Source organism: Ruegeria sp. N10 (assembly GCF_056531545.1).
In genome coordinates this window covers 1-23,888 of the sequence record NZ_JBQFLY010000001.1, presented here as the reverse complement: position 1 = coordinate 23,888, position 23,888 = coordinate 1, and the positions used below count along the sequence as shown (strand labels likewise).

The window sequence follows — 23,888 nt, the reverse complement described above, 5'->3', positions numbered from 1 at the left end:
ACATATGAATTAAGGGAGTTTCACATGCCCGTTTACAACGCGCCAACCAAAGACATGCAGTTCATTCTGCACGATGTTCTGAAAGTCTCGCAGTCGGATATCCCCGGCTATGACGAACTAGAAGCCGAATTCACCGGCGCAGTTCTGGAAGAAGCAGGCAAGGTTGCCACCAACGTCCTGCATCCTTTGAACGTTGTCGGCGACACCGAAGGGTGCCGGTTGGAAAACGGTATTGTGTACACCCCTACCGGGTTCAAAGACGCCTTCGAGCAGATGAAGGAAGGTGGCTGGACTGGCCTCGACATGCCGGAAGAGTATGGTGGCCAGAACATGCCCTACGTGATCGGCACAGCCGTAGGTGAGATGTTCTCGGGCTCCAACCAGGCTTTCACCATGTATCAGGGCCTGACCCATGGCGCGGCCTCGGCCATTCTGGCGCACGGGACAGACGAGCAGAAGAACAAATACCTGCCCAACATGGTCAGCTGTGAATGGACCGGCACCATGAACCTGACCGAACCGCATTGTGGCACCGATCTGGGCCTGATGCGCACCAAGGCAGAACCGCAAGGTGATGGCAGCTACAAGATTTCCGGCCAGAAGATCTTTATCTCGGCTGGCGACCACGACATGGCTAACAACATCGTCCACCTGGTGCTGGCCAAGATCCCAGGTGGCCCCGAGGGCATCAAAGGCGTGTCGCTGTTCATTGTGCCCAAGTTCCTTGTGAACGAAGACGGCAGCCTGGGCGAACGCAACGGCGTATCGGTCGGAAAGATCGAAGAGAAAATGGGCATCCACGGCAACTCGACCTGCGTCATGAACTATGACGAAGCCACCGGCTGGCTGCTGGGCGAAGAGCACAAGGGCATGCGCGCCATGTTCACCATGATGAACGAAGCGCGTCTGGGTGTGGGCATGCAGGGCCTGTCGCAAGCCGAAGCGGCCTATCAGAACGCTCTGGAATACGCCAAAGACCGTTTGCAGGGTCGCGATGTGACCGGTGTCAAAAATCCGGATGGTCCGGCCGATCCTCTGATCGTGCATCCTGACATCCGTCGCAACCTGATGGATCAGAAAAGCTTTACCGAAGGCGCACGCGCGTTCATCCTTTGGGGCGCGACAATGATCGACAAGGCGCACCGCGCGGGAGACAAGGATGCAGACGGGCTGATCTCGTTGCTGACTCCGGTCATCAAAGGCTTCCTGACCGACGAAGGTTACGACATGACCGTTCAGGCGCAGCAGGTCTATGGTGGCCATGGCTACATCGAAGAATGGGGTATGTCACAATACACCCGCGACGCCCGCATCGCGATGATCTACGAAGGCGCAAATGGCGTTCAGGCGCTTGACCTTGTGGGTCGCAAACTGGCGCAGGATGGCGGCAAACACGTCATGGCCTTCTTCGAGATGGTCAAAAGCTTCTGCAAGGATAACGCGGGCCAGAACGAAGCTTACAACAAGGCGTTCATTGAGCCGCTGAAAGCTGCGTCCAAGGATCTTCAGGCCGCAGGCATGTATTTCATGCAGGAAGGCATGAAGAACCCGAATAACGCACTTTCCGGGTCCTATGACTTCATGCACATGTTCGGCCATGTTTGCCTGGGCCTGATGTGGGCGCAGATGGCCAAGGCCGCGCAGCACGCTCTGGACAGTAATGCGTCGGACAAAGAGTTCTACGAGACCAAGATCAACACCGGTCGCTTCTACATGGCGCGCCGCCTGCCAGCGACAGCGATGCATCTTGCGCGCATTCAGACCGGTGCGGACACGGTAATGGCACTAGACGCGGCGAACTTCTGAACTCAGTCTGGGTCTGGGCAACACCGCCCGGACCCAGCTTACCGGAGGAGACCAAATGCCAAAACGTTTTCGCCTGACCCGCCGCTTTCCGGTTGCGATGACTGAAGATGGGTATCGCAAACTCAAAGCGTTCGCGCGGGATGCTGGTCTGGACGAAGGCGAGGCGCTGTCTTTCTTGTTCGAGAATTTCAACAGCGTGATTGATGAGGAGAACCTGACCCACCGCCTGCGCATCTTCAATTCCGAACTTGAGGCACGGAAAAGATGAGCTGCTGCAAAGAAAACTCAACGGCGACGCTAACTTGAATGCCGGACGCCTCCGGCGGGAGTATTTGTGAAAAGATGAAGCGGCGATGCGTCCCTGCCACCGGGCGCACTCGCCATCAGGACAGGAACGACTTTCACCTTTTGCGGTCATCGGCTCTCCAGCCTGTCCCGCACGACCACTTGAAACGAAGATGGTTGATTTAAGGTTACCGGCAGTCCTTCATCTTTTCAAAAATACTCAAATCCAACCTAGCCACATGCGCCTTGGGAGGGGCGAGCACATGACCATCAAACTTCATTGCTTCGGAGAAAGTGGAAACAGCTACAAAGCTGCTTTGGCTCTGGAAATGTCCGGTTTGGAGTGGGAACCTGTCTTTGTCGATTTCTTCAAAGGCGTAACCCGCACGCCGGAATATCGTGCTGACGTAAACGAGTTGGGTGAAGCGCCTGTTCTGGTCGATGGAGATTTTCGCACCAGCCAATCCGGTGCAATTCAAGCCTATGTCACAGAGAAATCCGGCAAGTTCGGTGGCAAGGACCGGGAAGAAAACTACGATATTCTGCGTTGGGTCTTGTGGGACAATCACAAACTCAGCTCCATGGCTGGTTTGACGCGGTTCCTGATCAATTTCCTACCCGAGCAGCACCGCAACCCTGATGTCATTGCATTCAATAAAGGGCGTTTGAAGGCAGCTTATGAGATCCTGAACAACCACCTGGACGGCCGCGACTGGATCGTTGGTGATGGTGTGACCAACGCCGACCTTAGCTGCTGTGGTTATCTGTATTACCCTGAACCATTTGGCTTTGACCGTGCCGACTGGCCCCATATCGACGCTTGGCTGACCCGCTTGTCCGAACAGCCCGGCTGGAAACACCCCTATGACCTGATGCCCGGCAACCCGTCGGATCGAGCTTGAGGAGAAGACCCATGACCGAAGCCTATATTTATGACGCCCTGCGCACGCCGCGCGGCAAGGGCCGCAAGGATGGCAGCCTGCACGAGGTAACCTCGGTGCGCCTGTCCGCCCTGACCCTGAACGCGATGAAAGAGCGCAACAACCTGGAAGGTCACGCCGTCGAAGACGTGATCTGGGGAAACGTCACGCAAGTGATGGAGCAAGGCGGCTGTCTGGCGCGCTCGGCCGTTCTGGCGTCCGACCTCGACCAGTCGATCCCAGGTCTGGCGATCAACCGTTTCTGCGCCTCGGGCATGGAAGCCGTGAACCTGGCCGCAAACCAGGTGAAAGGCGGCGCGGGCGATGCCTACATTGCAGGCGGTGTCGAGATGATGGGTCGCGTGGCCATGGGCAGCGACGGTGCAGCAATCGCCGTTGACCCCTCGCTGGCGATGGAGACCTATTTCGTGCCTCAGGGCATCTCGGCCGACATCATCGCGACCGAGTATGGCTTTACCCGTGATGACGCGGATGCGCTGGCGGTTGAATCGCAAAGACGTGCTGCGGAAGCCTGGGCCGACAACCGGTTTGAGAAATCCGTGATCACCGTCAAGGATCAAAACGGTCTGACCATTCTGGACCGCGATGAATACATGCGTCCGGGCACCGATATGCAGAGCCTCGGCGCTTTGAACCCGTCATTCGCAATGATGGGCGAACAGATGCCTGGCTTCGACAAGGTTGCGATGCTGAAATACCCCCATCTTGAACGCGTAAACCACATCCACCATGCAGGCAACAGCTCGGGCATCGTGGACGGAGCCGCTGCTGTTCTGATCGGCAACAAGGAATTTGGCGAGAAATACGGCCTCAAGCCGCGTGCTCGCATCAAGGCCACCGCCAAGATTGGCACCGATCCAACCATTATGCTGACCGGCCCGGTACCGGTGACCGAGAAGATTTTGGCCGACAATGGCATGAAGATCAGCGATCTGGACCTGTTTGAAGTGAACGAAGCCTTCGCCTCGGTCGTGCTGCGTTTCCAGCAGGCATTTGATGTCGATCCTGCACTGGTCAACGTCAACGGTGGCTCGATCGCGATGGGTCACCCGCTGGGTGCCACGGGTGCGATGATCATCGGTACGCTGCTGGATGAGCTTGAGCGTCAGGACAAGGAAACCGGTCTGGCCACGCTTTGCATTGCATCCGGCATGGGTGCGGCAACCATTATCGAGCGCGTCTGATGCCCAAGCTGGATCTTTCTCAGATCCCGTTTCAGGGCGGCTCGGCCTATCCCGGCAAGCTGGCCGAAGCGACCGCAGGTCGCTTCGCGCAGCGGGTGGGCGATGCGGGCGGGCTGACCCAATACGGGGTCAACATCGTGCGGCTGGAACCGCAGGGCCTGTCCTCGCTGCGCCATTACCACATGAAGCAGGACGAGTTTGCCATCATCCTCACCGGCTCGTGCACGCTGGTCGATGATGATGGCGAGCACGAGATGCAGCCCGGCGATTGCGCTGCCTGGCCCGCAGGTGAGGCCAACGGCCATCATCTTGTGAACAAGACCGATGCGCCCATGACCTTTCTGGTGGTGGGCACACGGACCCCGACCGAGACCGGCTATTACAGCGACATGGACATGATGGTGAAGGTTGATGAGAACGGATTCTCCTTCACACGCAAAGATGGCAGCCCGCTGACGGCTGACCAGATTGGAGATGACAATGACTGATTTCACTCTGAGCAAAGACGCAGACGGCGTCGCCACGATCACCTGGGACGTGCCCGGGAAGACCATGAACGTGATGTCCTTTGATGGGCTAGCAGAATTGAGCGATTGCATCGATCAGGCGCTGGCCGACGATGAGGTGAAAGGCATCATCGTTACTTCGGGCAAGGAAGGGTCATTTGCGGGCGGCATGGATCTGAACCTGCTGGCGGTGATGAAAGAACAGGCGGGCGACAATCCGGCCAAGGGTCTGTTCGAGGGAACGATGAAAATGCACGCCCTGTTGCGCAAGATCGAACTGGCTGGCATGGACCCCAAGAACAAGAAAGGTGGCAAGCCGATTGCTACAGTTCTGCCGGGGACCGCTGCGGGCATCGGTATGGAACTGCCGCTGTCCACCCATCGTATCTTCGCGGCTGAAAACCCAAAGGCGAAGTACGGCCTGCCCGAGATCATGGTCGGCATCTTCCCCGGTGCGGGCGGCACCACCCGCATGGTCCGCAAAGTTGGCGCCATTGCGGCGGCACCGCTGTTGCTGGAAGGCAAGATGCTGGACGTCAAGAAAGCCAAGGGCGCAGGCTATGTCGACGAAATTGCAGCCGATCCAATGACAGCGGCTAAGGAATGGGTGCTGAACGCCAAGGACGCCGATCTGGTCAAGCCATGGGACGCGAAGGGTTATAAGATGCCCGGTGGCGCCCCCTATCATCCTGCGGGCTTCATGAACTTCGTTGGCGCGTCGGCGATGGTGAACGGCAAGACCCAAGGGGCTTTCCCGGCAGCCAAGGCTCTGCTGAGCGCGGTTTACGAAGGCGCTCTGGTGGATTTCGACACCGCGCTGAAAATCGAAGCGCGCTGGTTCACGTCCGTGCTGATGAACCCTTCGTCAGGTGCGATGATCCGGTCGCTGTTCCTGAACAAGGAAGCGCTGGAAAAAGGCGCCGTGCGCCCCGCCGGTGTCCCGGATCAGTCGGTCAAGAAGATCGGTGTTCTGGGCGCGGGCATGATGGGGGCTGGTATCGCCCTGGTTTCGGCGCAGGCCGGTATGGAAGTGGTTCTGATCGACCGCGACCAGGAGGCTGCGGACAAAGGCAAAGCCTATACCGATACCTATCTCGACAAAGGCATGAAGCGCGGCAAGGTCACGGCTGAGAAAAAAGAGGCCATGCTGGGTCGCATCACCGCGACGCCGGATCTGGACAACCTGAAAGGGTGTGACCTGATTATCGAAGCCGTCTTTGAAGACATGGGCGTCAAGGCTGAGATGACCAAGAAGGTCGAGGCGATTATCCCCGAAGACTGCATCTTTGCGTCGAACACCTCGACCCTGCCGATCAGCGATCTGGCCAAAGCCTCGGTGCGGGCTGACCAGTTCATCGGCATCCACTTCTTCTCACCGGTCGAGAAGATGTTCCTGGTCGAGATTATCAAGGGCAAGGAAACCGGGGATCGTGCGGTGGCCAAGGCGCTGGACTATGTGCGTCAGATCCGCAAGACCCCGATCGTGGTCAACGATGCGCGTTTCTTCTACGCAAACCGCTGCATCATTCCATACATCAACGAAGGTGCGCGCATGGTCACTGAAGGCGTCAGCCCCATTTTGATCGACAACGCCGCGCGGCAATTGGGTTTCCCGGTCGGTCCGATCCAGCTGACCGACGAAACCTCGATTGATCTGGGTGCCAAGATCGCCCGCGCGACAAAGGCGGCGATGGGCGATGCCTATCCGGAAAGCCCCTCGGACGATTTGATCTTCTGGATGGAAGAACAGGGCCGTCTGGGTCGCAAGGCGAACGCGGGTTTCTTCGACTATGACGAAAAGGGCAAGCGCGTCGAATACTGGAAGGGCCTGCAAGAGAAGTATCCGCTTGCCGATGACCAGCCTGACCTGATCGAAGTGCAGGAACGTCTGATGTTTGCTCAGGTTCTGGAAGCGGTCCGCGCACTGGAAGAAGGTGTTCTGGAAGACATCCGCGAGGGCGATGTCGGTGCAATTCTGGGCTGGGGGTTTGCCCCGTGGTCGGGTGGTCCGTTCAGCTGGCTGGACATCATCGGCACGCCCTATGCGGCCGAGCGTTGTGATCAATTGGCCGAGACATACGGCGAACGCTTTGCCTGCCCGCCGCTGCTGCGCGAGATGGCTGAAAAAGGTCAGAGCTTCTACGGTCGCTTCAACCCCGAAGCAAAAGCCGCTTAATCCAATGACGCGGGCGCATGTCATCATGCGCCCGCATCGTTCTTGTCAGTGTTTGGTTAGATCTGCCATTCGGGCCGCAGGAACAGAACCGGCGCGCTTGGGCGTCCCGGTCGACCCGGTCGCCTGACCCCAAATGGCGGGCGGATCGGAAATATCGGTTCCTGGGGAATGGGCGCAGGCAGCGCACCCAATGGGTTGGCAAGAGCCGACATATCGCCCCTGCTTAAAAGAGAATGGATCAGGTCGGAGGCAACCTCTTCGGTCGCGACTTCATACCGTGTTCCCGTAGTTGCGCCGCGCATGTTGAAGCGACCGGACGGGCAATAGGCCTGCAATCCGCCTTCGACAAAGATCACCTGATCATCATCAAAGAACAAGGAAAACACTTCAAAAGACGACCCCGGTGCCTGTGACGTCAGGCGACCGGCTCCGTTCAGCAAACGCGCGGGCACCACCGAAGGTCCATCGGCCTTGGCGTTAATCCGGGACAGGTTCAGCGCCATGCCCTGTTCGGGCATCAACCAGACAGCTCGCCCGTTATATGCAGCGTGGGCGGGCACGAGGACCGGCAGGAACTCGACCCGGCGTTCATCGGCCGGAATGACCACAACGCTTATTGAGATGCGCCGTACCTCTTTGAACCCATGATCGAGGGTTCTAACCAGATCACCCACCGTGATCCGTTCGACCGGCTTCCACCCTGCAGTCGTGGCGATCTTGGTGCCGTGCAAAAATCCGCCACGGCGCGCATTTACCGCCTGTTTTTTGTTGGTTCGATCAACTTCAGGCAGCTGATCCAGATAAACAGAAATACTTGTTACTTTGGACACGTGCCTTACCCCCTTTTGGCACAAAACGGTTATGCCAATGAGCTAACAGCAAAAATTCCGCCCGTCACATTTCAGACATATTTGCGCCCATTTTTGACCAATTCCGCGTAATTACCGAGGGTTTTCGTGAACACTCCAGGAAGCTCACCGGGCATTTTTGCCATTTCTGAAACGAATGCCATTTGTCGATCCTCCGAATCCACGGCGTTTCACTGGATACGGAAATAACAAAACGGTCTGGCTTAGGCGTACATACGACCCAATCGCGTCAGGCAACTTTTTGCTGGTCAGATGATCGGCTGGCGCGCCACCCCAGCAACAGACCCGCTGACGCAATCATAAGGATGCCCGAAATCTGAAAGACGCCAATGGTTTGTCCAAAGGCCACAAAAGCGAAAAGCGGGCCGAAAATCATGACAGAATACTCGAACACCGCCACATAAGACGGCTCGCCCACCTGATACGCCTTGATCAGCATGAAAACCGCGATTGTAGAACCGATAGCCTGAGTAACCAGCCACGGTATGGCAGGCCCCATATCCCAGACCCATCCACGCGTAACAAACCCCTCGGCACCGTCTGCCGTAACGACCGGCGAGATTGTCAGAAACGTGAGCCCCATCGCACCGGCCAAACCCAGCGTAATGACCATGACGGCCAGCATGGCCACAGTGCTTTCCTGAGAACAATGTGTACGCGTGAGGATCGAACTGAGGGAATAGAAAAACCCGGCCGCCACGGGCACCAACGTGCGCAGGTCAAAATCGCCGGGGTTTGGCTGAAGCACCAGAAGGATGCCAGTAAATCCAATCAGTACTGCCAGTATGCGCCACGGCCCTATTGGTTGCCTGAGCACCAGAGCGGAAATCAACAGCACAAAAATCGGTGAGGTGAACAACCCTGCCAGCGCCTGTGCAATTGGCATCATGGCAAGGGATGCAAAATAGAACAGCATTGCCGTGGTAATCAGAACGCTGCGCAAAATGACAGGGCCCCACCGCACGGGCCTCAACCCGCCCAGCCCCAGAAACGACAGGCCAACTATCAGCGGCAGCATCAACAGTGCACGGGTCAGATGGAACTGCCACAGCCCAACGGTTTCGGCCAAAAGGATCACAACATTGTCGATGACGCCGATAATTGCCATGGCACTGACCATCAGGGCCGAAGCCAGCATAGCAGAAGATGAGGAATGCGCCTGCATGAAGTCGTGTCCTGATTGTGATCGTGGACCGACAGTCTCGATCCTTTCGGGTATCCAGCACAATTCGCAATGACTGCGCAACAGGTTTGCGCCCTGCGATTTCAGCATGCTAAGCTGCGGCAAAACAAATTCGAGCAGACCCACCCAGATGACGGCCCTGAAACAGTACCAGCGGATCGAAGCCACCGGTCTGTGGCGCCCCTCGCCCGATGAACAGCGGCGCGAGGTTGTGGTGTCTATCGGCGAAGCCACCCTGACCATTTCCGATTTCAATGACAGGGCGCTGACCCACTGGTCGCTGGCGGCACTTGAACGCCAGAACCCCGGTTCCTTTCCGGCCATATTCAACCCGGACGGTGATCCGGATGAAACGCTTGAGCTGGCCGAATCCGAAACCACGATGCTTGAAGCGATCGACCGATTGCAGCGCGCTATAGATCGGTCCCGCCCCCACCCGGGGCGTTTGCGCTGGCTGAGTGTCGGAGGCGTCGTGGCCGCTGTGCTGGCGCTGTTGCTGTTCTGGCTGCCCGGTGCGCTGCAAAACCATGTTGTCTCGGTCGTGCCCCAAGTTAAACGGCAAGAAATCGGCGATATGATCTTGCATCGGATCGAGCGCGTCTCGGGCCGGGCCTGTACGTCGCGGGATGCTCGGGATTCACTGGAACAATTGGCCCGGCGCACCGGCGTACGGCAAATCATCATTCTGCCCGCAGGCGTTCAGGACAGCCTCAGCCTGCCTGGCGGCACAGTCCTGCTAAGCCGTGCTTTGGTAGAGGATTACGAAGACCCTGCGGTCGCAGCGGGCTATGTGATTGCTGAACGGGCGCGGACCGCGCACAAAGACCCGCTGGATGACTTGCTGGACAGAACCGGCGCAACCTCTGCCTTTAGACTGCTGACAACCGGCGGACTGACGTCCGAGATTATCGACACATATACCGAGCAGGTCCTGTCACAGCCCCGCCCGGCCATTTCTGATGACGACTTGCTGGCGATGTTCTCGCAAAGCGCGCTTCCCTCTACCCCCTACGCCTATGCCCGTGATGTGACCGGCGAAACCGTTCTTGGCCTGATCGAAGCGGATCCAATGGCGGGAAGGGCGCTGGAACAGGTGCTGCCGGACCGCGACTGGGTCCGGCTACAGAATATTTGCGGCGAATAAACCGGGTTACTTAGTTCCGAACATCCGGTCACCGGCATCCCCCAGACCGGGCATGATGTAGCCTTTCGAGTTCAACTCGCGGTCCAGCGCTGCTGTAACGATACGCACGTCAGGGTGCGCTTCTTTCATCCGCGCGACACCTTCGGGTGCCGCCAACAGGCACAGAAAGCGAATATCCGTCGCCCCGGCCTCTTTCAGTAGGTCAATGGCCGCGGCCGAGCTGTTGCCGGTGGCCAGCATTGGATCCACCGCAATGACCAAACGGTCCTTCAGGCTTTCGGGGGCCTTGAAATAATACTGTACGGGTTTCAGCGTTTCTTCGTCGCGATACAGCCCCACGAAACCGACGCGTGCTGAAGGCACAAGTTCAAGCACCCCATCCAGCATCCCGTTTCCGGCGCGCAGGATTGACACCAGCGCCATTTTCTTACCTGCCAGAATGGGTGCGTCCATCTCTTCCATCGGCGTTTCTATATTGCGCGTGGTCAAGGGGATGTCGCGCGTGACCTCGTAGGCCAGCAGCAATGTGATTTCGCGCAACAACTGCCGGAACCCGGCGGTCGAGGTGCCCTTGTCCCGCATGAGCGTCAGCTTGTGTTGCACCAGCGGGTGATCGACGACGGTCAGATGTTCGCTCATGTGTTCTCCAGTCTTTTCTTGACCCGCGCGCGGGTGTCTTCATCGCAGAAGGCCGCATTCAGGGCCATCTCATTCAATGCCGCAAAATCCCCAGCCTCCCAACCGAAAGCCGCGTTCAACATCTCATATTCCCGCCGCATGGTCGTGTGAAAAAACGGAGGATCGTCGGTGGAAACCGTAACCTTTACGCCCGCATCGCGCAGTTTCGCGATGGGGTGGGCAGCAAAATCCGGGAAAAGGCCCAGAACCACATTCGAACCCGGACACACTTCAAGCGTGATATCCCGGTCAACCAGTTCACGAACAAGATCAAGGTCTTCGATGGCGCGGACGCCGTGCCCGATACGCTCAACCCCCAGATCGCGCACAGCGTCGCGCACACTGTCCGGACCGCCAAACTCACCTGCATGCGCGGTCAGGCGCAGCCCGGCTTCGCGGGCACAATCGAAAGACCATTTGAAGTCGCCCTGCGTGCCGATGGATTCGTTGCCGCCCATGCCGAAACCGGTGATCCAGTTTCCGGCGGTCTCGACCGCACAATGGGCACTTCGCCTGGCTTGTTCGGCGCCAAAATGGCGGACACAGGTAACGACACCGCGCAAGGTGATAGCGAATTTACGCTCGGCTTCGTCTGCCGCATCCTGAATGGCGTTCAGATAATCCCGCCACGCATGCAGGTCGCCACCGCCGCAAAAATCAGGGCTGAGGAATGTCTCGGAATAAACCACGCCATTTTCAGCGCTTTCCTCAAGAATGGCCAATGTCAGCCGCCGGAAGTCTTCGGGCGTTTTCAGAACTTCGCAAGCGGCTTCGTACACGCTCAGAAAATGCGCGAAATCACGAAAATCATACGACCCGTCCGCCTTGAAGATACCGCTCAGATCCACACGTTTTTCATGCGCAAGCTGGCGGATGAAGGCCGGAGGCGCTGCACCTTCGTGGTGAAGATGCAGTTCAATTTTGGGCAGGTCAGCAACGCTCATAAAAAGTTCCTTCCCGGCCCTTGCGCCGGAATATTCAGATGATGGGCAATGCTGGCCGCGATATCGGCAAAATCCACTTGCCCGATCTGTCCCGCACCCTGCCCCGCAATCAGAACCGGAACCTGTTCACGGGTGTGATCTGTTCCGGTCCAGCTTGGGTCATTGCCATGATCAGCAGTCAACAGCAACAGGTCGCCCGGGTGAAGCTTCTTAAGGACTTCTCCGATCTCGCGGTCGAACCATTCCAACGCACGCGCATATCCGCTGATGTCCCGGCGATGTCCGTAAAGGCTGTCGAACTCGACAAAGTTGGCGAAGGCCAGACTGCCCTCTTCCGCCTCGTCCACAAGGTCAGACAGGTGCTGCATTAGCTGGGCATCCGACCCTTTGCGCAGCGTGTTGATCCCTTGCATCGAGAAGATGTCGCCGATCTTACCTACAGCATGAACCCGCCGCCCTGCATCCTGCACCCAATTGGTCAGCACCGGTGCCGGGGGCAGAATGGCGAAATCCTTGCGATTGGTCGTCCGATCAAACCCCGCCTCAGGCGTTCCGACAAAGGGGCGCGCAATGACACGCCCGACTTTCATCTGATGCAAACGCGGTGCAAGCGCGCGGCACATGTCCAGCAACCGTTCCAGCCCAAAGCTTTCCTCATGAGCCGCGATCTGAAATACACTGTCAGCGGATGTGTAGCAGATCGGCCAGTCGGTGCGCATATGCTCGGCGCCCAGCTCGGCAATGATCGCTGTTCCGGACGCGTGGCAGTCGCCAAGAATGCCTTCGGTCCCGGCAGCTTCGGCTGCCGCGCGGCTCAGTTCCGTTGGAAAAGCCGGAACCGTGTTTGGAAAGTAATGCCAATCCCAGGGCACCGGCAGGCCAGCCAGTTCCCAGTGGCCTGAGGGCGTGTCCTTACCGGGCGAATGCTCACGCGCGCAGCCCCATAGTCCAGCGGGTTCGGCATCGAGGCCCGGAGTGGCCTCTCCAGACGCCAGCCGCACAGCCGCGCCCAAACCCAGCGCGTCTAGGTTGGGCAGGTGCAATGGGCCGGTGCGCCCCTCTTCTGCACGGCCTTCCGCGCAGGCTTGGGCGATATGGGCCAGCGTGTTTGCCCCGGTATCCGGGACATCACCGTTGAAAAACTGATCTGCGTCGGGTGCCCCGCCTATTCCGACGGAATCCATAACCACAAGGAATGCACGGCTCATACGCTGATCCTTTCGTGGATCAGATCGGGACGCTTGGGAGCTGTATCGCTGATCGTCATCGCGCACAGCACAGTTTCCGCCGCGCGCCGTGCGGCGTCTTCCCGCGCAGCGTGGACCACGGCAATCGGTGAACCGTTGGACACACGATCCCCCAGCCTAAGGATGTTGGATATTCCTACTGCCGGATCGATCTCATCGCTTTCGACCTGACGGCCGCCACCCAGCGCGACAACGGCAAGGCCCAACGCCTCACCGTCGATGGCGGAGATGTAACCGTCTTCGGAGGCAGGAACCTCCTGAATAACGTTCGCCTCAGGAAGGAAACGGGTCCAGGTATCGACAAATTTCACAGGACCACCAACCGCAGCCAACATGCGACCAAACCGTTCGGCGGCGCGACCGTCACGGATGATCTCGGCGATCTGCTCGCACCCCTCCTCGACCGATTTGCACATGCCTGCATCGGCCAACAGGACGCCGCCCAACTCGGAAGATATGTCCACCAGAGGCGAAGCATCCGGACCGGTCAGAACCTTCATCACTTCCGCGACCTCCAGTGCATTGCCCAGCGCCGGTGCCAAAGGCTGGTTCATGTCGGTGATCACCGCCGAAGTCCGGCACCCGGCCGCGTTCGCAGTCTCGGTCAATGCTGTGGCCAGCTTGCGGGCATCCTCAATTGTTTTCATAAAGGCACCGCTACCGACCTTGACGTCAAGAACCAAGGCATCCGGGCTGGCCGCCAGCTTTTTGGACAGGATCGATGCTGTGATCAGATCCAGACTTTCGACCGTCGCCGTCACGTCCCGAACTGCATAAAGCCGCTTGTCCGCCGGTGCAATCTGGCCCGTCGCGCCGACGATAGCCGCACCCGTTTCGCGCAATATCTGCGCAAGTCGGTCCTGACTGATCTGAGTGCTGACACCCGGAATCGCCTCAAGCTTGTCCAATGTTCCACCCGTGTGCCCCAAACCCCGGCCCGAGATCATCGGAACAAACGCACCGCATTCCGCCAGCGCCGGAGCAAGCACAAGGCTGACACAGTCCCCGACCCCACCGGTCGAGTGCTTGTCGATCACCGGCCCGTCCACATCCCAACTGACAACATCGCCGCTATCGCGCATCGCAATCGTCAAGTCCGCACGCCCCTGAGGGCCCAGCCCGCCCATACAGACGGCCATGGCAAACGCCCCGGCCTGCGCATCGCTGACGCTGCCGTCTGCCAACCCTTGCGCGAACCAGATCAGCTCGTCGCGGCCTGGAACTTCGTGCCTGCGCAGTTTGGCTATGATTGAACGGGCGTCCATGCGTTCAGACATCTTCCATGTGCGACGCGTCAAACGCACCCGGCAGCAAATCTCCGATGGTTGTCTCAAACTCCGCACCATCGACGGTTGCCAGAGTGACCTTTACATCGCGCTTGCCAAACTCGGCCAGCTTCTGACGGCATCCACCGCAAGGCGGCACAGGCTGAGGGCTGGAGGCAACCACGTAGACTTCGGTCAGTTCCTGCTCACCCGCGGCCACCATTGCGGCAATTGCACCTGCTTCCGCGCAGGTGCCCTCGGGATAGGCCACATTTTCGACGTTGCACCCGGAAAAGACATGACCCGAAGAAGACCGGAGCGCTGCGCCAACTTTGAAGTTCGAATATGGCGCGTAGGCGTTTTCCCGGACAGACAAGGCGGCGTCTTTCAGCGACATGGCGATTCCCCATTTTTTTGATCATCTGGTCAGAAATTTGCACGCTAACGTATTAAAGCGGGGAATTTGAAGCCCCCGACCCGTGTTTTTCGCTTAACCCAGCGTTGTGTTGAAGGTACCGGGTAAGGTGACTTCCAACAATTCGATATTGTCTGTTGGGTCGGACAGCCGTGTGCGCATCCCAGGTGGGATGACGAACGCATCCCCTTGCTCCAGCCGGTAGGGATCGCGCCCCTCTCCTTCCAGGGTGACCTCTCCGTCCATCACAAAGGTAAAGTGAATGTCGGTGTCATGGATGGCCCATTCCGGATCACCCGATCCTTTGCGCACAACCTGCACCCCAGCGACGCCCTTGGTGTTCTCGGCAATCGTGGTGTCGCGGCAGATGTAACCCGGAAGACGGAAGGGCATCCACTCGGCACCCTTGGCCTGATTATAGACAAAACGTTGCCCCTGCCATTCGCGGTCCGGGCGGATGTGCGGAGTGGGAAGTATCATGTCATGGTCGATTTCCGTGACATGCTCAGCCGGCACTCCAATCTCGATGACCTGAACATTATCAGAGGCTTCGAGAACACGGTGCCGGATTTCCGGTGGTTGAATAAAGCAGTCCCCCGCTGTCAGGCGCATTTTCTCGCCCTGATCCTCATAGACCACATCCACCCAGCCATGGATGCAAAAGATCAGCTGAAACCCGACCTTGTGAAAATGCACCATGTCCGGGACCGGTCCGCCATCGGGAATGCGGATATGACTGGCGATGATCGACCCGCCCAGCCGATCCGGCACCAGATCGCGATAGTGCATCCCGGCCCGACCGATGATCCAAGGGGCCTGATCCTTGAGCCTGCGCACGACAAAGGAATGCACGGTCTCTGGCATCACCAGTGGCGGATTTCGTTCTTCAATTTCGACCCGGGTGCCATTTGGCGCCACCAGAACGCGTTCACCACCCGCGAAATCAGACGGATTATCCGTCAGAATACGCAAGGTTCCAGGGCTTTCCGGTGCGTCTTTTTCAATGCGCAACCGCACGCCATGCCCCGAAAACACCGCGACGCGCGGATCGTCAGCGGGATAGATCATGTCCATCTTCATCCCCAGTTTTTTCGTGTAAAAGGGGATGTCGTCGCGAATTTCCCGCGTGGGCAGGCGAATCTCAGCGTGCGTTTTCGCCAGATCGGATGTCTTGGTCATCAGTATTCTCTTCGAATTGCAACTTTGGCCATCCGATCAGAACAGACGCCAAAATGCCAACCGAAAAAAACATCCCCGGCATTTCTTCCGCAGCGAAGAACCGCATTTCAATGATCACGGGTAAAATTCCGCCGTTCAGCGCGGTGAACTCGACCAAAATCTGGGCGACAACAACTGCCCAGCATCGCTGCAACCAACATCCAACCTACTGATCCCTCATTGGTTACCAGCCATGTCATCAGGCCTGAATGTCACGACGGCCTTGCCAGAGTGATCTTGGACGTCGCAATGTGAAAAGGTGAAAATGAACTCAGACAATATCAATCCGGATTCTGGTTGCGACATCACGGCAGAGTTACGTAGCGTAGCCAAGTTCAAATAAATAGTTTAAGGCTAAATCAAATTCTCAATGGGAGCTGAATCGCCGATGTCTGACACCCCCAGCCTGCGACAAGCTGCGCTCGAATATCATGAATTTCCCAAACCCGGAAAGCTTGAGATCAAGGCCACCAAACCTATGGCCAACGGTCGCGATCTGGCCCGCGCCTATTCGCCCGGCGTGGCGGAGGCAAGTCTTGAAATCAAGGCCGATGCAGCCAATGCCGAGCGGTACACCGCGCGCGGTAACCTTGTTGCTGTGGTGTCAAACGGCACCGCCGTGCTCGGCCTGGGGAATATCGGGGCACTCGCCTCGAAGCCGGTCATGGAAGGCAAGGCTGTTCTGTTCAAAAAGTTCGCGGGCATCGACTGTTTTGATATCGAGGTAGATCAGCCCGATCCCGAAAAGCTGGCGGATATCGTCTGTGCCCTTGAACCGACATTTGGCGCCATTAACCTTGAAGACATCAAGGCCCCCGATTGCTTCATCGTCGAAAAGCTCTGCCGTGAACGTATGAACATCCCGGTTTTCCATGATGACCAGCACGGAACTGCCATTGTGGTCGGGGCTGCGGCCAAGAATGCGCTACATGTGGCCGGAAAGTCTTTTGAGGACATCAAGGTCGTGTCAACCGGTGGCGGGGCCGCCGGGATCGCGTGCCTGACCATGCTCGTCAAGCTGGGCGTGAAACGTGAAAACATTTGGCTGTGCGACATTCACGGGCTTGTCTACGAAGGACGGGCCGAGGACATGAACCCACACAAGTCACAGTTCGAGCAGAAGTCGGACTTGAGGACGCTGGACGATGTGATCGGTGGGGCTGACCTGTTTTTAGGTCTCAGCGGACCAAATGTTCTGAAGCCTGATATGGTCCGGAAAATGGCCAGCCGCCCGATTATCTTCGCCCTGGCCAACCCGACGCCGGAAATCCTGCCAGAGGACGCGCGCGCAGTTGCGCCAGACGCAATCATCGCCACGGGTCGAAGCGATTTTCCCAATCAAGTCAACAACGTGTTGTGTTTTCCGTTTATCTTCCGGGGTGCATTGGACGTCGGAGCGACCGAGATCAACGACGCGATGCAGATTGCCTGCGTGGATGGTATCGCTGAGATGGCGCGCGCAACAACAAGCGCCGAAGCCGCGGCTGCCTATAAGGGCGAGCAACTGACCTTTGGCCCGGATTACCTGATCCCAAAACCATTTGACCCGCGTCTTGTGGGCGTGGTGTCATCGGCGGTCGCCAAAGCCGCCATGGAAAGCGGTGTTGCAAAACGCCCTATCGACGACTTTGAAGCCTATAAGGAAAAGCTCAACCAGACTGTTTTCAAGTCTGCCCTTCTGATGCGTCCTGTGTTCGAGGCTGCGGCCGTCGCATCCCGTCGCATCGTTTTTGCCGAAGGTGAAGATGAAAGGGTTCTGAGAGCCGCGCAGGCCATTCTCGAAGAGACGACGGAAACGCCAATTCTGATCGGGCGACCCGATGTGATCGAAACCCGGTGTGAAAAGCTGGGGCTGACCATTCGTCCGGGCAAGGACTGTCAGATCGTCAACCCGGAAAACGACCCGCGCTATTACGATTATTGGACTTCCTACCACCAGATCATGCAGCGCCGCGGTGTTACACCGGATCTGGCCAAAGCGATCATGCGCACCAACACAACGGCCATTGGCGCGATCATGGTGCATCGTGGCGAAGCGGACAGCATGATCTGCGGCACATTTGGTGAATTCCGCTGGCACCTGAATTATGTCGAACAGGTGTTGGACGACAACAAACTGCGCCCGCATGGTGCCTTGTCCCTGATGATCCTGGAAGATGGCCCCCTGTTCATTGCCGACACGCATGTCCGGCAATTGCCGTCGCCGGAAGAACTGGCAGAAACCACCATTGGTGCTGCGCGACATGTTCGCCGGTTCGGGATCGAGCCCAAGATCGCCTTCTGTTCGCAGTCGCAATTTGGCAATCAGGCTGAAGGATCAGGCAAACGGCTGCGGGCGGCGCTGGAAATCCTTGATCGGCAGCCGCGCGATTTTGTCTACGAAGGCGAAATGAACGTAGATGCGGCTTTGGATGCAGACCTGCGGGCGCGCATCTTCCCGGCGTCGCGATTGGAGGGGGCGGCAAACGTTCTGATATTCGCCCACGCAGATGCGGCCAGCGGCGTGCGCAATATTCTGAAGATGAAGGCGGACGGGATTGAAGTTGGCCCGATCCTGATGGGAATGGGCAACAAGGCCCATATTGTTACTCCATCCATCACCGCGCGCGGTCTGCTGAACATGGCGGCGATTGCAGGAACACCCGTGGCGCATTACGGTTAACCGGGGGCAGCCTTGCTGGCGCCCCTGTCAACAGGGGGGAAGCGCATGAAAGGACATTGCCACTGCAACGCCGTGCATTGGGAAAGCGATGCCCAAGTCGCGTGGAGCTGTTATTGCCACTGTTCAGATTGCAGGCGAAACTGCGCCGCGCCGGTCACGGCTTTTTTCGGGCTGCCGCATGAAGCAGTCAGATGGCTGGGTCAGGCACCAAAGATCTATCGTTCATCTGAAGGGGTCGAACGTCTTTTTTGCGGCAACTGCGGAACCCAGATGGCCTATCGCACAGCGCGCGATTGCGTGAACATACATCTATACACCGCAACGCTGGACGAACCGGAAACCCTGCCACCACAGTTTCACGTGTTCCACGCCGATCACCTGCCCTGGCTGAACCTTCAGGACAAGCTGCCACGTTACGCCAAAACGGCTGGTTGAGATGATTCCCGGAGGAGCCCAAGATTTGCATGTAAAAGTTTGCAACTTTGCAAATCTTCGCACTGCGGCGATGAAAACTCTGCTACACCTGCGATTTTGCAAAAATTTGCAAGTCATATTCCGCTGATCTGCAAATTTTTTGCGATAAACTGACGCGTCGTCATGCGTCGCGCTTGCCCGGATGTTTTCTGCAACCTAACACAATGTCCAGGCCGTTGTGAGGAGGACGAGATGGCGTATCAGGACGTTTATGACAGCTGGAAGACTGACCCCGAAGCGTTCTGGATGAACGCCGCAAAAGGGATCGATTGGGTCAAGGCCCCCAGCAAGGCACTGTTCGACGACAATGCGCCCTTGTACGAATGGTTCAGCGACGCGCGGGTCAATACCTGTTGGAATGCCGTGGACCGTCATGTGGAAAACGGGCGCGGTGAACAAACCGCCATCATCTATGACAGCCCCATCACCCACACCAAGCGCGAGATATCCTATGTCGAGCTTCGCAACCGCGTGGCCACTCTGGCCGGCGCGCTTCGCGCAAAGGGTGTCGAGAAAGGTGACCGTGTCATTATCTACATGCCGATGATCCCCGAAGCGCTTGAGGCAATGCTTGCCTGCGCCCGCCTCGGCGCCGTGCATTCAGTCGTGTTCGGCGGGTTTGCCAGCAACGAACTGGCTGTGCGCATCGACGACGCCAAACCCAAAGCAATCATCGCCGCGTCCTGCGGGATGGAGCCGGGCCGCGTGGTTCACTATAAGCCCCTGCTTGACGGCGCGATCGACCTGGCTAACCATAAGCCTGATTTTTGTGTGATCTTCCAGCGGGAACAAGAAGTCGCTCAGTTGATTGAAGGGCGCGACTTCAACTGGCATGGCTTCCAATACGGTGTCGAACCAGCTGAATGCGTACCGGTTGATGGCAATGACCCGGCTTATATCCTGTACACCTCTGGCACAACCGGAGCGCCCAAAGGGGTCGTGCGCCCCACTGCCGGACACCTTGTGGCACTGAACTGGACGATGAAGAATATCTACAACGTCGATCCGGGTGACGTATTCTGGGCAGCCTCCGATGTGGGCTGGGTCGTGGGACACTCCTATATCTGCTACGCGCCCCTGATCCATGGAAACACCACAATTGTGTTCGAAGGCAAACCGGTCGGCACACCGGACGCGGGCACCTTCTGGCGCGTGATCTCGGAACATAAGGTCAAAAGCTTCTTCACCGCACCTACAGCCATCCGCGCCGTCAAACGAGAAGACCCAAAAGGCGAATTGATCGCCAAATACGATCTGTCTCATCTACAGGCCCTCTATCTGGCAGGCGAACGCGCCGACCCTGACACAATTATCTGGGCACAAAACGCACTGAAGGTTCCAGTGATCGACCATTGGTGGCAAACCGAAACCGGCTGGGCCATAGCCGGAAACCCGCTGGGTATCGAAGAGCTTCCGGTCAAGCTGGGCTCGCCCGCAAAACCGATGCCGGGTTATGACGTGCAAATTCTGGATGAAGGCGGTCACCCGATGAAGGCCGGTGAACTGGGTGCCATCGCGGTTAAATTGCCCCTGCCCCCAGGCACCTTGCCAACACTGTGGAATGCCGAGGCACGGTTCAAGAAATCTTATCTCGAACACTTCCCCGGATATTACGAAACCGGCGATGCCGGGATGATTGACGAAGACGGGTACCTCTACATCATGGCGCGCACCGATGACGTCATCAACGTGGCGGGCCATCGCCTGTCGACGGGTGGGATGGAAGAAGTGTTGGCCGCCCACCCCGATGTGGCAGAATGCGCGGTAATCGGTGTTTCGGACCAACTGAAGGGGCAGATGCCGGTCGGCTTCCTGTGCCTGAATGCTGGTGCCACACGGGATCATGGCGATGTGGTTCAGGAAGTCGTCAAAATGGTTCGGGAAAAGATCGGGCCGGTGGCCGCCTTCAAACTGGCTGTTGTTGTCGACAGGTTACCCAAGACCCGTTCCGGTAAGATCCTGCGCGGCACGATGGTGTCGATTGCAGACAGTCAAGATTACAAAATGCCTGCAACAATTGACGATCCTGCCATCCTTGATGAGATCAAGGTGGCGTTGCAGACAATTGGTTACGCAAAGTAACCATCGGGCGGCATCGGCCGCCCATACCATGTCCGCCCTTGCAACCTGAATCTGGGCCCCTACTGTCGCTGTAAGACAGTGAGGGCCCATGACACATACCAATATCTGGCGTCTCAGCGCCACAGAGCTGACCACCCTGACCCGACGCGGCGATCTGAGTGCAACCGAGGCGGTTCAGGCCTCGATTGATCGCATGGACGCGGTGAACCCCGCGCTGAACGCAGTCGTAGAAGATTTGCGCACCGAGGCCCTGGAACGCGCGCAGTCGCTAGATGCTACACGGGAGCGTGGTCAGCCGACCGGCCCGCTGCATGGAGTTCCGGTAACAATCAAGGTGAATGTCGATCAAAAAGGCCACGCGACCACCAACGGTGTCATTGCGCTGAAGGATGTGATTGCACCGGATGACGCGCCGGTGGTCAGCAACTTGCAAAAAGCGGGGGCCATTGTGATCGGGCGAACGAATACGCCCGAGTTTTCCTTCAGGGCCGACACCGACAACCCCCTGCATGGGCGCACGTTCAACCCGTGGGGACGGCACATTTCACCCGGGGGATCATCTGGTGGCGCTGCTGCCGCCGTGATGGCGGGTGTCGGTGCCCTGGCCCATGGCAACGATATTGGCGGTAGCCTACGCTTTCCGGCTGCCGCCATCGGTGCCGTGACGGTCAAACCGGGGTTGGGACGCGTTCCCGCGTGGAACCCAAGTCAGAAGGCCGAACGCGGATTGCTGGCGCAGTCAATGTCGGTTCAGGGCCTGATCACCCGGTCGGCTGCGGATCTGCACCTGTCCATGCCCAGCTTGATCGCCACCGATGCGCGGGACCCATTCCACGTTCCAATGCCCTGGCACGGCGAGCGTTTTGACCAGCCGATCAAGGTGGCATTCACCAAGAACACCTTCGGCTATGCCCTGCACCCCGAGGTCGAAAAAGCCCTCGACACTGCGCGCGATGCGCTGGTCGATGCAGGGTACGTCGTTGAAGAGGTCGATCCGCCCGATGTCTTTGAATGTGGCCGGATCGGGTATCGGACCTTGATGGGCGAAGTGCTGACCCTGATGAAATCTGACATTGAAGCCGCTGGTTCCAGAACCATCCGCGACATCTTTGACGTCTACTTTCAGGAGTTCCCGCCCATCGTTGAAACAGAATTGGTTCGGATGCTGGCCAAGCGCAGCCATTATGCACGCGAATGGTCCCTGTTTATGCAAGACTACCCGCTGGTTTTGTCTCCTTTCCTGCCACAGCCATTTTTCAAACCTGACCGGGACACCGAAGGCGCGGAAGGCGTGCATGATGTTTTGGGATGCGCTGTCTATTCCTATGCGATGAACTTTCTAGGACTGCCAGCAGCTTGCGTTCCGTCGCGGCTGGCCAATCTTCCCAAAGGGCCTCAACCTATCAACGTACAGATCGCGGCACAGCGCTGGCGCGAGGATCTGGCCGTGGATGCCGCCGCCGCGATAGAAGCCCGCGTGGGACAGATGTGTTTGCCGCTTTGGGATCATATGTAGCAAAAATAGACCCCGGGTCATTGTGCCCGGGGTCCAGCTGCTAAAATAAGCCCGGATTTCTGATGACGAGCGTAGCACCACCCACCCTCGCCAGCGCAAAATCTGCGCAACCATTCGAAAACACCGTTCAGGTGGCCACTCACTCCCACCTTGGCGCGTTCTCCGGGCAAGTTCACATTAGCCAATCGTTAAGGGAATTCCTGTGAACTGCTTCACACAGGCGTGAGAAAAATTTGGGGAATCCTAATTTTATGTGAATTGTTCGGATATTAGGCGTTCTTCCAACCCATGGCCGGGATCGAAAAGGATACGGTGCGCAATGGCTGGTTCCGACCTGATCTCGACCCAGTCTATATCCGGGAAAGAAACGGAATCGGCGGCCACGATGACCGGGCGCTTGTCAGCTTCGACCACATCGAACCTGACTTTCGCCATTTTCGGCAATAAGGCACCGCGCCACCGCCGTGGGCGAAACGCCGCGATGGGTGTCAGGGCCAGAACGTCAGCGCCAATCGGAACAATCGGCCCATGCGCGGAATAGTTGTAGGCGGTCGATCCCGCAGGCGTGGCAAGCAACGCCCCGTCACAGACCAGTTCGGCCATGCGCACCCGGCCGTCTACGCTGATCTTGAGCCTTGCTGCCTGAGGACCGGCACGCAGCAATGACACTTCGTTGATCGCCAGCGCCTCGTGCAGTTTTCCAGATTGATCCATCGCCTGCATGGCCAACGGGTTGATAACCTCTTCCTCGGCATCCTCCAGCCGCGCCATCAGGTCGTCTTCGTGATACTCATTCATCAGAAAGCCGATCGTGCCGCGATTCATCCCGTAGACCGGAGTATCAAGACGCTGCATGTTGTGCAGGGTGTGCAACATGAAGCCGTCCCCACCTAATGCAACCACAATATCTGCGTCCCGAGGTGCCACGTTACCATGTTTGGCCACCAGGATGTCGCGCGCCGTTTGCGCCACTTTGACCTCACTGGCGAGAAAGGCGATTCTCTTTTTCATGTTTTGTGGTTTCCGGTGTTGCACATTTGGTTCCGAAACAAACATACCTTTCCCCAATAGGCCAGTCTTGACGCCGCAGCAGGCCAAATCGTCGCTTTAAGCCTTTTGCGAATGTGGCGTTTCCGATAGGAAATCCGCAAGATTAATACCCAGCCATGTGGAGCGCCAATGAACGCCAATCTTCGTGACACCGGATTTTTCACCCAGTCCTTGTCGGACCGCGATCCTGAGCTTTTTGGCTCGATCCGGTCTGAGCTGGGTCGTCAGCGCGACGAGATCGAG

The 23,888-nt window shown here is 57.8% G+C and carries 21 protein-coding genes; 12 read left to right on the top strand and 9 right to left on the bottom strand.

The genetic code is table 11. The features are described from left to right. Window positions 1-24: 24 nt before the first annotated feature. The 6 genes from ACR0JI_RS00105 (at window position 25) to ACR0JI_RS00080 (ending at window position 6,898) form a co-directional block, all read left to right on the top strand. A complete protein-coding gene (locus ACR0JI_RS00105) occupies window positions 25-1,806 on the top strand; it encodes an acyl-CoA dehydrogenase C-terminal domain-containing protein (RefSeq protein ID WP_480473539.1) in 1,782 nt (593 codons plus the stop codon). Window positions 1,807-1,861: 55 nt separating this feature from the next. Beyond that, window positions 1,862-2,074: a hypothetical protein gene (locus ACR0JI_RS00100; protein WP_209503252.1), complete on the top strand. Its 213-nt coding sequence runs from the start codon at window positions 1,862-1,864 to the stop codon at window positions 2,072-2,074. Between the two features lie 280 nt (window positions 2,075-2,354). Continuing rightward, window positions 2,355-2,993: a glutathione S-transferase family protein gene (locus ACR0JI_RS00095; protein WP_480473540.1), complete on the top strand. Its 639-nt coding sequence runs from the start codon at window positions 2,355-2,357 to the stop codon at window positions 2,991-2,993. An 11-nt stretch (window positions 2,994-3,004) separates the two neighbouring features. Beyond that, window positions 3,005-4,216: an acetyl-CoA C-acetyltransferase gene (locus ACR0JI_RS00090; protein ID WP_267364658.1), complete on the top strand. Its 1,212-nt coding sequence runs from the start codon at window positions 3,005-3,007 to the stop codon at window positions 4,214-4,216. Next, entirely contained in the window at window positions 4,216-4,704 is a 489-nt protein-coding gene (locus ACR0JI_RS00085) for a cupin domain-containing protein (protein ID WP_480492872.1), read from the top strand. Before ACR0JI_RS00090 ends, ACR0JI_RS00085 begins: the two co-directional genes overlap by 1 nt. Beyond that, window positions 4,697-6,898 carry a 3-hydroxyacyl-CoA dehydrogenase NAD-binding domain-containing protein gene (locus ACR0JI_RS00080; protein ID WP_480492871.1) on the top strand — a complete coding sequence of 734 codons (2,202 nt, stop codon included), beginning with the start codon at window positions 4,697-4,699 and terminating at the stop codon, window positions 6,896-6,898. Before ACR0JI_RS00085 ends, ACR0JI_RS00080 begins: the two co-directional genes overlap by 8 nt. A gap of 56 nt (window positions 6,899-6,954) precedes the next feature. Here the strand turns inward: ACR0JI_RS00080 and ACR0JI_RS00075 are convergent, their stop codons facing one another. Both ACR0JI_RS00075 and ACR0JI_RS00070 read right to left on the bottom strand, forming a co-directional pair. Next, complete coding sequence (locus tag ACR0JI_RS00075) at window positions 6,955-7,728, bottom strand: Hint domain-containing protein (RefSeq protein ID WP_480492870.1); 774 nt, start codon at window positions 7,726-7,728, stop codon at window positions 6,955-6,957. A gap of 268 nt (window positions 7,729-7,996) precedes the next feature. Next, window positions 7,997-8,932, bottom strand: a complete 936-nt coding sequence (locus ACR0JI_RS00070) for a DMT family transporter (RefSeq protein ID WP_480492869.1) — start codon at window positions 8,930-8,932, stop codon at window positions 7,997-7,999. A gap of 148 nt (window positions 8,933-9,080) precedes the next feature. On the opposite strand from ACR0JI_RS00070, the gene ACR0JI_RS00065 reads away from it, so the two are divergent. After that, the gene (locus ACR0JI_RS00065; RefSeq protein WP_480492868.1) at window positions 9,081-10,094 is read left to right on the top strand and encodes a hypothetical protein; all 1,014 of its coding nucleotides are present in this window, start codon (window positions 9,081-9,083) and stop codon (window positions 10,092-10,094) included. Between the two features lie 6 nt (window positions 10,095-10,100). Here the strand turns inward: ACR0JI_RS00065 and upp are convergent, their stop codons facing one another. From upp to ACR0JI_RS00035, 6 genes are all read right to left on the bottom strand, one after another. Then, window positions 10,101-10,733, bottom strand: a complete 633-nt coding sequence (gene upp / locus ACR0JI_RS00060) for a uracil phosphoribosyltransferase (RefSeq protein ID WP_480473547.1) — start codon at window positions 10,731-10,733, stop codon at window positions 10,101-10,103. Further along, complete coding sequence (locus tag ACR0JI_RS00055; protein WP_480492867.1) at window positions 10,730-11,716, bottom strand: adenosine deaminase; 987 nt, start codon at window positions 11,714-11,716, stop codon at window positions 10,730-10,732. Before ACR0JI_RS00055 ends, upp begins: the two co-directional genes overlap by 4 nt. Next, window positions 11,713-12,924, bottom strand: coding sequence for a phosphopentomutase (locus ACR0JI_RS00050; protein ID WP_480492866.1), 1,212 nt, complete (start codon window positions 12,922-12,924; stop codon window positions 11,713-11,715). Before ACR0JI_RS00050 ends, ACR0JI_RS00055 begins: the two co-directional genes overlap by 4 nt. Then, window positions 12,921-14,228: a thymidine phosphorylase gene (locus ACR0JI_RS00045; RefSeq protein WP_480492865.1), complete on the bottom strand. Its 1,308-nt coding sequence runs from the start codon at window positions 14,226-14,228 to the stop codon at window positions 12,921-12,923. Before ACR0JI_RS00045 ends, ACR0JI_RS00050 begins: the two co-directional genes overlap by 4 nt. 4 nt (window positions 14,229-14,232) lie before the next feature. Continuing rightward, window positions 14,233-14,625: a cytidine deaminase gene (locus ACR0JI_RS00040; protein WP_267365809.1), complete on the bottom strand. Its 393-nt coding sequence runs from the start codon at window positions 14,623-14,625 to the stop codon at window positions 14,233-14,235. Window positions 14,626-14,718: 93 nt separating this feature from the next. After that, entirely contained in the window at window positions 14,719-15,822 is a 1,104-nt protein-coding gene (locus ACR0JI_RS00035) for a cupin domain-containing protein (RefSeq protein WP_480473550.1), read from the bottom strand. Window positions 15,823-15,875: 53 nt separating this feature from the next. Here ACR0JI_RS00035 and ACR0JI_RS00030 point away from each other — a divergent pair, with 53 nt between their 5' ends. The 5 genes from ACR0JI_RS00030 to ACR0JI_RS00010 all read left to right on the top strand — a co-directional run bounded on the left by ACR0JI_RS00030 (window position 15,876) and on the right by ACR0JI_RS00010 (window position 22,595). After that, complete coding sequence (locus ACR0JI_RS00030) at window positions 15,876-16,034, top strand: hypothetical protein (protein ID WP_480473551.1); 159 nt, start codon at window positions 15,876-15,878, stop codon at window positions 16,032-16,034. A 215-nt stretch (window positions 16,035-16,249) separates the two neighbouring features. After that, window positions 16,250-18,523 (top strand): NADP-dependent malic enzyme, encoded by a 2,274-nt coding sequence (locus ACR0JI_RS00025; RefSeq protein WP_480492864.1) that lies wholly within the window; start codon window positions 16,250-16,252, stop codon window positions 18,521-18,523. Window positions 18,524-18,568: 45 nt separating this feature from the next. Further along, the gene (locus tag ACR0JI_RS00020; RefSeq protein ID WP_480473553.1) at window positions 18,569-18,958 is read left to right on the top strand and encodes a GFA family protein; all 390 of its coding nucleotides are present in this window, start codon (window positions 18,569-18,571) and stop codon (window positions 18,956-18,958) included. A 231-nt stretch (window positions 18,959-19,189) separates the two neighbouring features. Further along, a complete protein-coding gene (prpE, locus tag ACR0JI_RS00015) occupies window positions 19,190-21,079 on the top strand; it encodes a propionate-CoA ligase PrpE (protein WP_480473554.1) in 1,890 nt (629 codons plus the stop codon). 88 nt (window positions 21,080-21,167) lie between these two features. Continuing rightward, window positions 21,168-22,595, top strand: coding sequence for an amidase family protein (locus tag ACR0JI_RS00010; RefSeq protein WP_480492863.1), 1,428 nt, complete (start codon window positions 21,168-21,170; stop codon window positions 22,593-22,595). A gap of 249 nt (window positions 22,596-22,844) precedes the next feature. Here the strand turns inward: ACR0JI_RS00010 and ACR0JI_RS00005 are convergent, their stop codons facing one another. Then, window positions 22,845-23,651, bottom strand: a complete 807-nt coding sequence (locus tag ACR0JI_RS00005; RefSeq protein ID WP_480473556.1) for an NAD kinase — start codon at window positions 23,649-23,651, stop codon at window positions 22,845-22,847. Between the last annotated feature and the right edge of the window lie 237 nt (window positions 23,652-23,888).

What these genes read in the sequence shown, in the direction of transcription:
- ACR0JI_RS00105 (WP_480473539.1), top strand. Translation starts at nt 25, where the DNA reads ATGCCCGTTTACAACGCGCCAACCAAAGACATGCAGTTCATTCTGCAC.
- ACR0JI_RS00045 (WP_480492865.1), bottom strand. Translation starts at nt 14,228, where the DNA reads ATGGACGCCCGTTCAATCATAGCCAAACTGCGCAGGCACGAAGTTCCA.
- prpE (WP_480473554.1), top strand. Translation starts at nt 19,190, where the DNA reads ATGGCGTATCAGGACGTTTATGACAGCTGGAAGACTGACCCCGAAGCG.
- ACR0JI_RS00040 (WP_267365809.1), bottom strand. Translation starts at nt 14,625, where the DNA reads ATGTCGCTGAAAGACGCCGCCTTGTCTGTCCGGGAAAACGCCTACGCG.
- ACR0JI_RS00025 (WP_480492864.1), top strand. Translation starts at nt 16,250, where the DNA reads ATGTCTGACACCCCCAGCCTGCGACAAGCTGCGCTCGAATATCATGAA.
- ACR0JI_RS00055 (WP_480492867.1), bottom strand. Translation starts at nt 11,716, where the DNA reads ATGAGCGTTGCTGACCTGCCCAAAATTGAACTGCATCTTCACCACGAA.
- ACR0JI_RS00090 (WP_267364658.1), top strand. Translation starts at nt 3,005, where the DNA reads ATGACCGAAGCCTATATTTATGACGCCCTGCGCACGCCGCGCGGCAAG.
- ACR0JI_RS00080 (WP_480492871.1), top strand. Translation starts at nt 4,697, where the DNA reads ATGACTGATTTCACTCTGAGCAAAGACGCAGACGGCGTCGCCACGATC.
- ACR0JI_RS00085 (WP_480492872.1), top strand. Translation starts at nt 4,216, where the DNA reads ATGCCCAAGCTGGATCTTTCTCAGATCCCGTTTCAGGGCGGCTCGGCC.
- ACR0JI_RS00050 (WP_480492866.1), bottom strand. Translation starts at nt 12,924, where the DNA reads ATGAGCCGTGCATTCCTTGTGGTTATGGATTCCGTCGGAATAGGCGGG.
- ACR0JI_RS00070 (WP_480492869.1), bottom strand. Translation starts at nt 8,932, where the DNA reads ATGCAGGCGCATTCCTCATCTTCTGCTATGCTGGCTTCGGCCCTGATG.
- ACR0JI_RS00005 (WP_480473556.1), bottom strand. Translation starts at nt 23,651, where the DNA reads ATGTTTGTTTCGGAACCAAATGTGCAACACCGGAAACCACAAAACATG.
- ACR0JI_RS00095 (WP_480473540.1), top strand. Translation starts at nt 2,355, where the DNA reads ATGACCATCAAACTTCATTGCTTCGGAGAAAGTGGAAACAGCTACAAA.
- ACR0JI_RS00030 (WP_480473551.1), top strand. Translation starts at nt 15,876, where the DNA reads ATGCCAACCGAAAAAAACATCCCCGGCATTTCTTCCGCAGCGAAGAAC.
- ACR0JI_RS00020 (WP_480473553.1), top strand. Translation starts at nt 18,569, where the DNA reads ATGAAAGGACATTGCCACTGCAACGCCGTGCATTGGGAAAGCGATGCC.
- ACR0JI_RS00010 (WP_480492863.1), top strand. Translation starts at nt 21,168, where the DNA reads ATGACACATACCAATATCTGGCGTCTCAGCGCCACAGAGCTGACCACC.
- ACR0JI_RS00100 (WP_209503252.1), top strand. Translation starts at nt 1,862, where the DNA reads ATGCCAAAACGTTTTCGCCTGACCCGCCGCTTTCCGGTTGCGATGACT.
- ACR0JI_RS00065 (WP_480492868.1), top strand. Translation starts at nt 9,081, where the DNA reads ATGACGGCCCTGAAACAGTACCAGCGGATCGAAGCCACCGGTCTGTGG.
- ACR0JI_RS00035 (WP_480473550.1), bottom strand. Translation starts at nt 15,822, where the DNA reads ATGACCAAGACATCCGATCTGGCGAAAACGCACGCTGAGATTCGCCTG.
- upp (WP_480473547.1), bottom strand. Translation starts at nt 10,733, where the DNA reads ATGAGCGAACATCTGACCGTCGTCGATCACCCGCTGGTGCAACACAAG.